This window comes from Streptomyces koelreuteriae, from assembly GCF_018604545.1.
Taxonomy (GTDB): domain Bacteria; phylum Actinomycetota; class Actinomycetes; order Streptomycetales; family Streptomycetaceae; genus Streptomyces; species Streptomyces koelreuteriae.
In genome coordinates, this window is the sequence record NZ_CP075896.1 from 7,948,939 (window position 1) to 7,961,657 (window position 12,719).

Consider the following 12,719-nt stretch of genomic DNA (forward strand, 5'->3'; position numbering starts at 1 on the left):
CGAGCCCCGGCAGCCGAAGGAGCCGACGGCCATGAACACCGGACTGAAGATCACCACCTTCGCCGCCGCCCTGGCCGCCACGTTCGGCACGGCCTACGGCGTCGGACAGGGCATCGACCCCGTCGTCGCCGAAGCCCCGCCGCAACACGAGGAGGACGAGCACACCCGGCCCGCACCGGAGCCGGAGGAGGGCGGCGGCCACGCCGGACGAGGAACACCCCCGGCCGGCGGACTCCAGATCTCCGAGGGCGGCTACACCCTCGACCTCGAGACCCCGCGCGTCACCGCCGGACAGCGGGCCGACCTGCGCTTCACCGTCCGGGACGGCGGCGGCCGGGCCGTCACCGCCTACCAGCGCGAACACGACAAGGAACTCCACCTCATCGTGGCCTCACGCGACCTGGTCACCTACCGCCACCTGCACCCCACCCGCGCCGCCGACGGCACCTGGAGCATCCCCGTCGACCTGCCCCGCGCGGGCGGCTACCGCGTCTTCGCCGACTTCACCCCGGCGAAGAAGAACGCCCGGAACCTCACCCTCGGCGCGGACCTCGCCGCCTCCGGCCCGTACCAGCCGCAGAAACTCCCCGCACCGGGCACCACGGCCGAGACCAACGGCTACGACGTCGAGCTGGCCGGCGCCCTGCGCCCGGGCAAGGCGAGCGAACTGAAACTGAAGGTCTCCCGGGCCGGCCGGCCCGTCACCGACCTCCAGCCCTACCTCGGCGCCTACGGCCACCTGGTCGCCCTGCGCTCCGGAGACCTCGCCTACCTGCACGTCCACCCGAACGGCGAACCCGGCGACGGAAAGACCCGGCCCGGCCCGGACGTCTCGTTCACGGCCACGGCACCCAGCACCGGCTCCTACCGCCTGTTCCTCGACTTCAAGCACGACGGAAAGGTCCACACGGCGGCGTTCACGGTCCGGGCAGGCGGAGCCCCGTCCGACAGGCCGGGTACCCCTGAGGGGCATGCAGGCGACGGTCACGGGCACTGACCCTCAGCCGAGCGCCCGGTCCAGGTTGAAGGCCGCGCTGATCAGCGCCAGATGGGTGAACGCCTGCGGGAAGTTGCCCTGCTGCTCCCCGGTGTGGCTGATCTCCTCGGCGTACAGGCCGAGATGGTTGGCGTACGTCAGCATCTTCTCGAACGCGAGGCGGGCCTCGTCGATCCGGCCGGCGTGCACCATGGCCTCGACGTACCAGAACGAGCAGATGGAGAACGTGCCCTCGTCGCCGCGCACCCCGTCAGGGCTGGACTCCGGGTCGTAGCGGTAGACCAGCGAGTCCGACACCAGCTCCTCGGTGAGGACGTCCAGCGTCGACAGCCACTTGGGATCCGTCGGGGCGATGAACTTCGTCAGCGGCATCATCAGCACGGCCGCGTCCAGCACATCGCCGTCCTCATGCTGGACGAAGGCCCGGCGCTCCTCGGACCAGCCCCGGCTCATGATCCGCCGGTAGATGGTGTCGCGGCACTCCCGCCAGCGCGGCAGATCGGCGGGCAGTCCGCGCCGGGTGGCCATCCGGATGGCCCGCTCGATCGCCACCCAGCACATCAGCCGCGAGTACAGGAAGTTCTTGCGGCCGCCCCGGGTCTCCCAGACCCCCTCGTCGGGCTGGTCCCAGTGCGCGCACACCCAGTCCACCAGCGCGGTCACATCGTCCCACTGGCCGCTGGAGATGGGTTTGGCCCACTTGTCGTAGAGGTAGATGGAGTCGATCAGCGCGCCGTAGATGTCGAGCTGGAGCTGGTCGGCCGCCGCGTTGCCGACCCGTACCGGTGCGGAGCCCTCGTGGCCCTCCAGATGGTCGAGGGTGCGTTCGGGCAGGTCGGCACGCCCGTCGATGCCGTACATGATCTGCAGCGGGCCGGAGTGCTTGCCGTCGCCCGGGCTGATGTGCCGGGTCACGAAGTCCATGAACGCCTCGGCCTCGCCGGTGAAGCCCAGCCGCAGCAGGGCGTAGACGCAAAACGCCGCGTCGCGCACCCACACGTACCGGTAGTCCCAGTTGCGTTCGCCGCCGAGCCGCTCGGGCAGGCTCGTCGTCGGCGCGGCCACGATCGCCCCGGTCGGCGCGTACGTCAGCAGCTTCAGCGTCAGCGCCGAGCGGTGCACCATCTCCCGCCAGCGGCCGCGGTACCGCGACGACGCCAGCCAGGTCCGCCAGTACGTCACCGTCGCCGCGAGCTGCTCCTCCGCCTCCGTACGCGCACACCGCCGGGGCGACACCTCGCCCCCGACCTTGTCCAGCGCGAACACCGCCGACTCGCCCTCGCCGAGCTTGAAGTCCCCGCGCACGTCAAGGCCGTCCACCTCCAGCGGCACGGTCGCGGTCAGCGCGAGCGCCATCCCGTCGGCTTCGAAGAGCGCCGACTCACCGTTCAGCCGGACGGTGTGCGGCCGGGTGCCGTAGTCGAAGCGGGGAGCGACACGGGTACGGAACGGGACCGAGCCGCGGACGCACACCACCCGCCGGATCAGCCGGTGCCGCTCGGCCTCGGCCGGCTCGCCGTCCACCGGCATGAAGTCCTGCACCTCGCCGACCCCGTCCTCGGTGAAGAACCGGGTCATCAGGACATTGGTGTCGGGGAAGTAGAACTGCTTGGTCCGCGCCGGCACGGTCGCCGCCAGTTCGAAGCAGCCGCCGCGCTCCGCGTCCAGGATCGAGGCGAACACACTGGGCGCGTCGAAGGCCGGGCAGCAGTACCAGTCGATCGTGCCGTCCGTCCCCACCAGGGCCACACTGCGCAGATCACCGATCAGCCCGTGCTCGGCGATCGGCAGATACCGCCGCCCGTCCGCTGTTCTCGGCATGGCAGCCTCCCTGCCCCGCTGAGCGCCTGGATTTCAGCTTAGGCCCGCCGAGGGGAAGCGGCCGGGTGTCACACCGTGACGACCCGCAGCCCGGCCTCCTCGAAGCGGCGCAGCGTCTCCGCGTCGGCCGCCGTGTCCGTCACCAGCGTGTCCACGGCCTCGGCCGCGCAGATCCGGGCGAAGGCCCGCTGCCCCAGCTTGCTGGAGTCGGCGGCCACGACCACGCGCTCCGCCCGCTCGCACAGCAGCCGGTTGATCGCGGCCTCCGCCTCGTCGTGCGCCGCCGCCCCGTGCGTGACGTCGAAGGCGACCACGCCGAGCACCGCCACATCGACGGTGATCTGCCCGAGCACCCCGTCCGCGAGCGGCCCGACCAGCTCGTACGACTGGGCCCGGGCCACCCCGCCGGTCAGCACGATCTTGAACTGGGGCCGGACGGCCAGCTCGTTGGCGATGTTCAGCGCGTTCGTCACGATGGTGAGAGCGGGCGACCCGGACGTCAGGTCACCGCGCACGGCCAGGGCCCGCGCCACCTCGGTGGTGGTCGTCCCGCCGGTCAGTCCCACCGCCTCGCCGGGGGCGACCAGATCCGCCACCGCCTTCGCGATGCGCTGCTTCTCGGAGGCGTGCCGGGCCGACTTGTAGCGCAGCGGCAGCTCGTACGACACACCGTGCACGACCGCGCCGCCCCGGGTCCGCACCAGCATCTGCTGCTCGGCCAGCCCGTCGAAGTCACGGCGGATCGTCGCGGCCGACACCCCGAGCTCCCCGGCCGCCTCTTCGACGTCCAGCCGGCCGCGCTCCACGAGCAGGTCCAGCAGCGCCTTCCAGCGGGCGTCGCGCGACATCCGCACCTCCACGTCTCGATCTCCGGGCGACCCTAGCGCACCCGATCTCCCCCGATGCTTGATGTTGCTCGAAAGGTGGCGATATCTTGCAGGAACAATCAGAGCGGAGTGTGTGGCATGACGCATGTCGAGGACGAGCTGATCAGCCAGCCCGAGTGCTGGACCCGCGCCGCGTCGGAGGCGGCGGGGTACGCGGAGGTGTTGCCGGCGACGGGGGAGCGGGTCGCGATCGTCGGCTGCGGCACCTCGTGCTTCATGGCGCAGGCCGCCGCGGCCCTGCGCGAGGACGCCGGCCAGGGCGAGACCGACGCGTTCGCCGCCTCGGAGTTCCCCTACGGCAGGGCCTACGACCGGGTCGTCGCCCTCACCCGCTCCGGCACCACGACCGAAGTCCTGGACCTGCTGGGCCGGTTGAAGGGCCGCACCCGCACGACCGCGATCACCGCCGACCCGGACACGCCCGTGAAGTCGGCGGCCGACGAGCTCGCGGTGCTCGACTTCGCCGACGAACGCTCCGTCGTGCAGACCCGGTTCGCGACCACCGCCCTCACCCTGCTCCGCGCCCATCTGGGACTCCACCCCGACGAGGCTGTCACCGACGCGCGCACGGCCCTGGCGGAGCCCCTGCCCGAAGGCCTGGTGGAATGCGCCCAGTTCGCCTTCCTCGGGCGCGGCTGGACCGTCGGCCTGGCCAACGAGGCCGGACTGAAGATGCGCGAGGCGTCGCTGTCCTGGGCCGAGGCCTACCCGGCGATGGAGTACCGGCACGGGCCCATCAGCGTCACCACCAGCGGTACCGCGACCTGGATGTTCGGGGACGCGCCGGACGGCCTCGCCGAACAGGTGCGCGGCACGGGCGCGTTGTGGATCGCCGGAGCCCTGGACCCGCTCGCCGAACTCGTCCGCGCCCAGCGGCTCGCCGTCGCGGTCGCCGCCTCACGCGGCCTCGACCCGGACAGCCCCCGCCATCTCACCCGCTCGGTCATCCTCACCCACTGACCTCGGTGACCCTCGTCCACTGACCCCGGAGGCACCGTGCCCCTCACCACCACCGGCGAGCTCGTCACCCGCGCCGTCGCCGCCCGCTCGGCCGTCGCCTCGTTCAACGTCATCACGCTGGAACACGTCGAGGCCGTCATCGCGGGCGCCGAGTCCGTACACGCCCCCGTCGTGCTCCAGGTCAGCGAGAACGCGGTCAAGTTCCGCGGCGGTCGGCTGCTCCCGCTCGCCCGCGCTGCCGTCGCCGAGGCCGAACGCGCAGCCGTCCCGGTCGCGTTGCACCTCGACCACGTACAGAGCGACGCCCTGCTGTACCAGGCGGCGGAGGCCGGCTTCAGCTCCGTGATGTACGACGCGGCCCGGCTGCCCTACGCCCAGAACCTCGCCACGACCCGGGCAGCCGTCGACTGGGCGCACGCGCAAGGCCTCTGGATCGAGGCCGAGTTGGGGCAGATCGGCGGCAAGAACGGCAGGCCCCCGCTGGACGCGCACGCCCCCGGCGCCCGCACCGACCCCGACGAGGCCCGGGCCTTCGTCGCCGACTCGGGCGTGGACGCCCTGGCCGTCGCCATCGGCAGCACCCACGCCATGACCACCCGCACCGCGACCCTCGACCACGCCCTCCTCAAACGCCTCTCGGCCGCCCTGGACGTCCCGCTCGTCCTGCACGGCTCCTCCGGCGTCCCCGACGACGAACTCACCGCGGCCGTCGCGGGCGGCATCGCCAAGGTCAACATCGGCACCGCCCTGAACATCGCGCTCACCGGCGCCATCCGGGACTTCCTCGCCGAGCGCCCCGACGCCGTCGACCCGCGCGGCTACCTCACGGTGGCGCGAGAGGCGATGACACGGGCGGTGGCCAGAGCCCTGCGGACCCTAGAGCCCTGCGGACCGTAGAGCCCTGCGGACCCTAAGGCCCTAGGCCCGGCTACCGCTTGACGGCCTTCAGCACCACGAACTTCGAGTCACTGGCCACCAGTCGGCTGTTGCCGAAGATCCGCCGCAGCGTGACGTGGTAGCCCAGATGCCGGTTGCCGATCACCCACAGCTCGCCGCCCGGCCGCAGCGCGCGCCGCGCCCCGGTGAACATCCGCCGGGCCGTGGCGTCCGTCGTCGCCTGGTGGGAGTGGAACGGCGGGTTGTTGAGGACCAGGTCGACACTGCCCGACGGCACCCCGTCCAGCCCGTCGCCCACCCGGAACTCGGCGTGCCCCGGCACCCCGTTCGCCTTGTACGTCGCCTCCGCCGAGGCCACCGCCTGGAACGACTCGTCCACGAACAGCACCTCGGCCTCCGGGTCGGCCAGCGCCACCGCCGTACCGACCACGCCGTTGCCGCATCCCAGGTCCACCACCCGTCGACCCCCGCTGCCCGGCAGATGCCCGAGGAAGAACCGGGTGCCGATGTCGAGCCGGTCGGCGCAGAAGACACCCGCGTGGTTGACGACGGTGCCTCCCGCGGCCGGGCCGATGCCGTCCGGCAGCGTGTAGACGTACGGCCATGGACTCGCGGGCCGCTCCAGCGCGGGATCCGGCGTGCAGAAGATCAGCCGCGCCTTCTTCTCGGCGAGCGAGGTGCGGGTCGGGCCGAGGATCCGCTCGAACAACTGCAGCGTCGAGGTGTGGATCTCCTTCACCATCCCCGTGCCCACGACCACGGTCCCCGCGTGCACCGCCGGCGCCAGCCGCAGCAACTGGTCCTCCAGCAGCGCCAGGCTCTTCGGCACCCGCACCAGCAGGACGTCGACGCGGTCGGGCGGCGGATCCTGCGTGGTGAGCAGCCCGACCGCGCCGGGCTCCACGCCGTGCCGCGCGAGGTTCGCCCGGGTCGCCTCCTGCGTCAGATGGGAATCCGTGATCTGCGTCGGCCCGTGCTCCGCGAGCGCCGTCACCAGCGCGCCCCACCGGTCCCCGACGGCCACGACCGTGCCCGACAGCGGGACCCGTTCCTGCGCCAGATGCCTCAGCAGGTACTCGTCGGAAGCGTCCCAGGCACGCAGCCTGTCCCGCGGATCCTCGGGGAAGCGGGTCAGCGCGAACTCGCCCCACGGTGTCGTCATACGGTCGTTCATCGTGCGTCAAGGCTAGCCGAGCCGCAGCTCAGGCCGTGTCGGGCAGGATGGGAAGCATGGACGGCGAGCTGTTCCCCAGGGCCCGGACGCAGGTGGCACCCGGCGCGGTGCACCTGCCGGACTGGCTGGACGCCGAACACCAGCGCGCGCTGCTCGACGCCTGCCGCGCATGGGCCCGCCCACCCGCCGGACTGCGCACGGTCCGCACCCCCGGCGGCGGCACGATGACCGCCCGGCAGGTGTGCCTCGGCTGGCACTGGTACCCGTACGCCTACGCCCGCACGGTGGCCGACGGCGAGGGCACCCCGGTCAAGCCGTTCCCCGAGTGGCTCGGAGACCTGGGCCGCCGAGCGGTCCGGGACGCCCTGGGCACCCCGATACCGGCTCCCTACGACATCGCACTGATCAACTTCTACGACGGCGACGCCCGCATGGGCATGCACCGCGACGGCGACGAGAAGTCCGACGCCCCGGTGGTGTCGCTGAGCCTCGGCGACACCTGCGTCTTCCGCTTCGGCAACACCGAGACCCGCACCCGGCCCTACACCGACGTCGAGTTGCGCAGCGGCGACCTGTTCGTCTTCGGCGGCCCCTCCCGGCTCGCCTACCACGGCGTTCCCCGGGTACACGGGGGCACGGCACCGCCCGGTCTCGGTCTGACCGGACGGCTCAACATCACGCTCCGGGTCAGCGGCCTGTAGGCCGCCGGTCCGGCGGATCATGGGAGACTCGCCCTCATGAGCGGGAAGGCGGACCCCCGGCAGGCGGGGGACGGGAGCACCTCGAGGACGCGGCTGGACCGGGGGCGCGCGGCGCTCGGACCCGCGCTGGAACTCGTCCACACCGGACGCGCGCCGACCCGGGCCGTCCTCACCGCCGAGCTGGGAGTGACCCGGGCGACGGCCGGCGCGGTCGCCGCCGAACTGGAGGCGCTCGGGCTGATCCGCGTCGACGCCCGCCCGGGCGCCGCGGCCGGCTCGCAGGGCAGGCCCTCGCACAAGCTGTCCGTCGCCGACGAGGGGCCCGTCGCGCTCGCCGCGCAGGTGCACGCCGACGGATTCCGGGCGGCACTGGTCGGGCTGGGCGGCCGCATCGTCGCCACCGCGCCCGGCTGCGAGGTCGTCGACGAGGACCCGGCGAAGGTGCTCGCCTCCGTCGTCACGGCGGGCGCCGAACTGCTGCGCGAGACGGGACGCCGATGCGTGGGTGCCGGACTCGCCGTCCCCTCCGCGGTCGCCGAACCCGAGGGCCTCGCCCTCAACCCCCTCCACCTGGCCTGGCCCGCGGGCGCGCCCGTCCGCGACATCTTCGCCGAACAGGTGCGCGCGGCCGGCATCGACGGACCCGCCTTCGCCGCGAACGACGTCAACCTCGCCGCGATCGCCGAGCACCGGCACGGCGCCGGCCGGGGCGCCCGCGACCTGCTGTGCGTGGCCACCGGCCACCGGGGCGTCGGCGGCGCGCTCGTCCTCGACGGCCGCCTCCACAGGGGCAGTTCGGGCCTGGCCCTGGAGGTCGGACACCTCACCGTGCACCCCGTGGGCCGCCCCTGCCACTGCGGCAGCCGCGGCTGCCTCGACGTCGAGACCGACCCCCTGGCCTTCCTCACGGCGGCGGACCGCGCCCCCGGCCCCGAGGTCTCCCTGCTCCAGCAGTCCATCGACCTCGTCCGCCACCACTACGACGACCCGGGCGTACGCACCGCCACCGAAACCCTCATCGACCGCCTCGGCCTCGGCCTCGCCGGCCTGGTCAACATCCTCAACCCCGACCGCATCATCCTCGGCGGCCTCCACCGCACCCTCCTGGACGCCGACCCCGACCGCCTCCGCGCCGTCGTGGCCGACCGCAGCCTCTGGGGTCAGAGCGGCGGCGTCCCCATCCTCCCGTGCACCCTCGACCACAACAGCCTGGTCGGCGCGGCGGAACTGGCGTGGCAGCCGGTACTGGACGATCCGCTGGGGGCGTTGGCCTAGAGGGCACGCCCCATAGGAGTGCCCGCGCCGCTCCCGGGCAGGCGAGCCCCGAGCGGGCAGGCTGGTTCGCAGGCAGTACGCCCGCCGCACCGCACCACCGAGGAAGTAGACGCGCAATGACCGACAAGCTCACCGTGAGCGTCCTGGGCACCGGCATCATGGGCGCCGCCATGGCCCATAACCTCGCCCGGGCCGGACACACCGTCCGCGCCTGGAACCGCACGCGTGCCAAGGCCGAGCCGCTGGCCGCCGAGGGCGTGCACATCGACGACACCCCAGCGCAGGCGGTCCAGGACACCGATGTCGTCCTGACCATGCTCTACGACGGTCCGGCCGCCCTGGAGACGATGCGCGAGGCCGCGCCGGCCCTGCGTCCCGGCACCGCCTGGGTGCAGTCCACCACCGCCGGTATCGAGGGCATCGCCGACCTGGCCGCCTTCGCCAGCGAGCACGGCCTGGTCTTCTACGACGCGCCCGTCCTGGGCACCCGTCAGCCCGCCGAGGCCGGGCAGCTGACCGTGCTCGCCGCCGGGCCCGCCGAAGGGCGGGACCGGGTGACGCCGGTCTTCGACGCCGTCGGCGCCCGCACCGTGTGGACCGGCGAGGACGGGGCGGCGGGCGGGGCCACCCGGCTGAAGCTCGTCGCCAACAGCTGGGTCCTCGCCGTCACGGCCGCCGCCGGCGAGGCCCTGGCACTGGCCAAGGCCCTCGACGTCGACCCGCACGGTTTCTTCGACCTCGTCGCCGGTGGCCCGCTCGACATGGGCTATCTGCGCGCCAAGTCCGAGCTGGTCCTCGACGACCGGCTCACACCGCCCCAGTTCTCGGTGACCACCGCCGCCAAGGACGCCCGCCTGATCGTCAAGGCCGGTACCGACAACGGCGTCCGCCTGGACGTCGCCGAGGCGGCCGCCACCCGCATGGAGCGCGCCGCCGCCCAGGGCCACGCCGACGAGGACATGGTCGCCGCCTACTTCGCCAGCTTCGACGAGAAGCCCAACTCCTAGGAGGTCCCCGCATGTCCAAGCCGCCGCTGCCGCCCGAGGCCGACGCCCTGCTGAGCCGGCCCAACCCGTGCGTCATGGCCACGTTGCGCTCCGACGGCACTCCCGTCTCCACCGCCACCTGGTACCTGTGGCAGGACGGCCGTGTCCTGATCAATCTCGACGAGGGCCGCGTACGCCTGAAGCACCTGCGCCGCGACCCGCGCGTCACCCTCACCGTCCTCGCCGACGACAACTGGTACACCCATGTCACCCTCATCGGCCGGGTCACCGAGATGTACGACGACGAGGGCCTGGCCGACATCGACCGCCTCGCCGGGCACTACATCGGCAAGCCCTACCCGGACCGCGTACGCCCCCGGGTCAGCGCCTGGATCGAGGTCGACCGCTGGCACGGCTGGGGCGAGCTGAAGGACAGCGACCAGGCCGGAGGCTGATCCCGCCGACCACTCCGGTCAGGGCCACTCCACCGCGAACGCCCGGCCCGGGTTCTCCGTGAGGATGCGCCCCACCAGCTCCTCGCCCACGGCGTGGACCAGCCGGGGCCGCACCCGGCGCAGCAGATACGGCATCCCGGGGCCGCCGCCCACCGAGCGGGCGGCGGCCGTGGTGGTGTCCGCGCCCAGCAGCACCCGGTCGCCGAACCCGGCGTCGGCGAGGGCCCGTACGGCGTCCGGCATCCGCCAGTCCGTGGCGTGATGGGCGAGTGACGGCCCGTCGAAGGCCAGATAGCAGCCGGACTCCGCCGCCTGCCGGTGCGCCACGAGGTCGGGGGACCGGTTGAGATGCCCGAGCACCACCCGGTGCGGCGGCACCCCCAACTCCCCGCACAGCAGGTCCAGTACGTCGAGCGCGCCCGTGCCCTGCTCCAGGTGCACGGCGATGGCCGCCCCCGTCGCGTGATGCGCCTCGGCCGCCGCCTCCATCGTCCAGCGGGCGTGCGCGTCCAGGGCGTGGAACCCGCCCGCGACCTTGACGAGCCCGGCCCGCACCCCCGACACCCCTATGCCCTGGGTGAGTTCGGAGACGAAGACATCGGCGAGCCGCCCCCGCAGCCCGGTGAGTGTGTCCTCGTCGTAGTGCACGGCCTGATGCAGACCGGTCGCCGCCACCACGTGCACACCGGTCTCCCGGGACAGCGGCGGCAGATCGGCGGCCCTTCGCCCGAGCCCGTACGGCGTCCACTGCACCACGGCCCCGCCGCCCTGCTCCCGGAACGCGGCCAGCTCGGCCCGCGCCGCCACCACGCTGCGCAGCTCCTGGCCGGGCAGCCGGGGACTGCCGAAGAACAGATGGTCGTGGGCGTCGCACACGCCCAGGTCCGCAGGGCCTACGTCCCCCAGCACCGTGCGTATCGCGCTCACCACTGGCGCCCCCGGGGCAGCCGCTCCCGGCCGGGCGCCGACAGATGCAGCACCTCGAACACCTCACCGTCGGCCTTGGGCGTGTCGTGCTCCCAGAGCGAGAAGTGCACCAGCTCCCACCGGCTCGTGTCGACGGCGGCAGCCGCGAGCAGGGCCCCGTCTTCCTTCGCCAGCCGCTCGGCCTCGCTCACCGCCTCCGCCACGACATCGGCCAACAGCCCTCCATCGGGGCCCGGTCGGCGATGCCGCACCGCGAACCGCGCCCGAGACCCGCCCCCTTCCTCGTACGTGAGCCCCGTCCACTGCCGCACGGACGGCCGCCCGAAGTCGTCACCGAGCCGCTGGAAACCCCCGCCCCACAGAAAGGAGTTCATGCCTTCCACGGTGTTCCACAGATAGAACGGCGCGTACTGATTGACCGGCGAGCCACGCAGGCCGCGCTCGCGCATCAGATAGGCCTTGAGGCCCAGCCCGTCCCAGTCGTCGAGCAGCCGCCCCACCCGGGCGACCCGGTCGCGGATGACGCCCATGTCGTAGTCGGCGGGCAAGGTGAGTTCGTACTGCATGGCGTGCACGGAATCCTCCTCAGGCGGGACGGGATGCCAGCAGCGAGAGCAACCCCCGCACCCCCGCGTCAAAAGCGGCGGGGGATCCGGACGCACGGGCCAGGACATAACCGCCCTGGACCGTGGCCACGACCGCCGCCGCGATCTCCGCCCCGTCCAGCGAGGCCGAGAACTGGCCCTGCTCCTTGCCTTCCTCGACGATCCCGGCGATGCGCCCCCGGATCCAGTCCAGGGTCTCCTCGACCGGGGCCCGCAGTTCGTCGCTCGCGATCACATCCGGGTCCATGGTCAGCCGGCCGATCGGACACCCCCGCAGCACATCCCGCTCGCGCCGCAGATACGCCTCGACACGCTCGTACGGCGTTCCGGGGCCGTCGAGCACTCCCTCGGCCGTAGCCCGCATCTCCTCGGCCGTCCGCCGGATCGCGGCCAGCGCGAGATCGGGCTTGCCCTTGAAGTGGTGGTACATACTGCCCTGCCCGGCGTCCGCGCGCTCCAGGATCGCCTTGGGGCTCGTGCCCACATAGCCGCGCTCCCACAGCAGCTCACGGGTGGACTCGATCAGCCGTTCCGGGGTGTTCATGCCCTCTACTGTACATACCAGTAGTTACAGACGTCGAGGCCTGCTACTCGACGCCTACTCCCCACGAAGTACGCAGACTGCCGCTGGCCGTACGACGACCGGTGACCCCTCGCGGGGTCACTCTCGGAAGCACGGAAAGAACATCGCGGCAACGCATCAGAGGAGTTGGACGACATGCAGACCCTGGCGAACTTCGGCGACGGCGGCGGGCCCGGCCCGTGGATCCTGTTCTTGCCCTTGATCTGGGCGCTGGTGATCGGCGGCGCCGTCGTGCTGCTGCGCCGCACCGTGTGGCGAGGCCGTCGAGGCGGCGGACCCTGGCGGCGGCCCGCCGTCGCGAACGACTCACCCATCGCCGTACTCGGCCACCGCTTCGCCTCGGGCGAGATCGACGAGGACGAGTACTGGCGCCGGCTGTCCGTGCTGAACGAGGAGTTCGGGCGCTCGGCCAAGGGCGGTGGTGCCTGAGCATGCTGGCCGAACGAGTCAA

Annotated in this window: 14 protein-coding genes; 8 read left to right on the forward strand and 6 right to left on the reverse strand. The window is 72.7% G+C overall.

Annotation, left to right across the window (positions count from 1 at the left end; genetic code table 11):
- The first annotated feature begins 31 nt into the window (after positions 1–31).
- Entirely contained in the window at positions 32–997 is a 966-nt protein-coding gene (locus KJK29_RS35770) for a hypothetical protein (protein ID WP_215123332.1), read from the forward strand.
- A 3-nt stretch (positions 998–1,000) separates the two neighbouring features.
- Here KJK29_RS35770 and KJK29_RS35775 read toward each other — a convergent pair whose 3' ends face one another.
- Together KJK29_RS35775 and KJK29_RS35780 are read right to left on the reverse strand one after the other, a co-directional pair.
- Positions 1,001–2,818 (reverse strand): glycoside hydrolase family 15 protein, encoded by a 1,818-nt coding sequence (locus tag KJK29_RS35775; protein ID WP_215123334.1) that lies wholly within the window; start codon positions 2,816–2,818, stop codon positions 1,001–1,003.
- A gap of 68 nt (positions 2,819–2,886) precedes the next feature.
- Positions 2,887–3,666: a DeoR/GlpR family DNA-binding transcription regulator gene (locus KJK29_RS35780; RefSeq protein WP_215123335.1), complete on the reverse strand. Its 780-nt coding sequence runs from the start codon at positions 3,664–3,666 to the stop codon at positions 2,887–2,889.
- Between the two features lie 117 nt (positions 3,667–3,783).
- Between KJK29_RS35780 and KJK29_RS35785 the strand changes: the two genes are divergently transcribed.
- Together KJK29_RS35785 and KJK29_RS35790 are read left to right on the forward strand one after the other, a co-directional pair.
- Positions 3,784–4,665 carry an SIS domain-containing protein gene (locus KJK29_RS35785; RefSeq protein ID WP_215123336.1) on the forward strand — a complete coding sequence of 294 codons (882 nt, stop codon included), beginning with the start codon at positions 3,784–3,786 and terminating at the stop codon, positions 4,663–4,665.
- A gap of 36 nt (positions 4,666–4,701) precedes the next feature.
- A complete protein-coding gene (locus KJK29_RS35790) occupies positions 4,702–5,562 on the forward strand; it encodes a class II fructose-bisphosphate aldolase (protein WP_215123338.1) in 861 nt (286 codons plus the stop codon).
- A 31-nt stretch (positions 5,563–5,593) separates the two neighbouring features.
- Here KJK29_RS35790 and KJK29_RS35795 read toward each other — a convergent pair whose 3' ends face one another.
- Positions 5,594–6,724, reverse strand: coding sequence for a methyltransferase (locus KJK29_RS35795; protein WP_215124573.1), 1,131 nt, complete (start codon positions 6,722–6,724; stop codon positions 5,594–5,596).
- Between the two features lie 68 nt (positions 6,725–6,792).
- On the opposite strand from KJK29_RS35795, the gene KJK29_RS35800 reads away from it, so the two are divergent.
- The 4 genes from KJK29_RS35800 (at position 6,793) to KJK29_RS35815 (ending at position 10,153) form a co-directional block, all read left to right on the forward strand.
- On the forward strand, positions 6,793–7,437 hold the full coding sequence (locus tag KJK29_RS35800; protein ID WP_215123339.1) for an alpha-ketoglutarate-dependent dioxygenase AlkB family protein: 645 nt from the start codon (positions 6,793–6,795) through the stop codon (positions 7,435–7,437).
- Positions 7,438–7,473: 36 nt separating this feature from the next.
- A complete protein-coding gene (locus KJK29_RS35805) occupies positions 7,474–8,712 on the forward strand; it encodes an ROK family protein (RefSeq protein ID WP_215123340.1) in 1,239 nt (412 codons plus the stop codon).
- Positions 8,713–8,828: 116 nt separating this feature from the next.
- Entirely contained in the window at positions 8,829–9,719 is an 891-nt protein-coding gene (locus tag KJK29_RS35810) for an NAD(P)-dependent oxidoreductase (protein ID WP_215123341.1), read from the forward strand.
- A gap of 11 nt (positions 9,720–9,730) precedes the next feature.
- Positions 9,731–10,153, forward strand: a complete 423-nt coding sequence (locus KJK29_RS35815; protein WP_215123342.1) for a PPOX class F420-dependent oxidoreductase — start codon at positions 9,731–9,733, stop codon at positions 10,151–10,153.
- Between the two features lie 18 nt (positions 10,154–10,171).
- Here the strand turns inward: KJK29_RS35815 and KJK29_RS35820 are convergent, their stop codons facing one another.
- From KJK29_RS35820 to KJK29_RS35830, 3 genes are read right to left on the reverse strand one after another with little or no spacing between them, the layout of a single operon-like run.
- Positions 10,172–11,080, reverse strand: coding sequence for a phosphotriesterase family protein (locus tag KJK29_RS35820; protein ID WP_215123343.1), 909 nt, complete (start codon positions 11,078–11,080; stop codon positions 10,172–10,174).
- Complete coding sequence (locus tag KJK29_RS35825) at positions 11,077–11,655, reverse strand: DUF4865 family protein (protein ID WP_215123344.1); 579 nt, start codon at positions 11,653–11,655, stop codon at positions 11,077–11,079. The genes KJK29_RS35820 and KJK29_RS35825 overlap by 4 nt, the downstream gene beginning before the upstream one ends.
- A 10-nt stretch (positions 11,656–11,665) precedes the next feature.
- On the reverse strand, positions 11,666–12,229 hold the full coding sequence (locus KJK29_RS35830; protein WP_215123345.1) for a TetR/AcrR family transcriptional regulator: 564 nt from the start codon (positions 12,227–12,229) through the stop codon (positions 11,666–11,668).
- 174 nt (positions 12,230–12,403) lie between these two features.
- Here KJK29_RS35830 and KJK29_RS35835 point away from each other — a divergent pair, with 174 nt between their 5' ends.
- The gene (locus tag KJK29_RS35835) at positions 12,404–12,697 is read left to right on the forward strand and encodes an SHOCT domain-containing protein (RefSeq protein WP_215123346.1); all 294 of its coding nucleotides are present in this window, start codon (positions 12,404–12,406) and stop codon (positions 12,695–12,697) included.
- Positions 12,698–12,719: the final 22 nt, after the last annotated feature.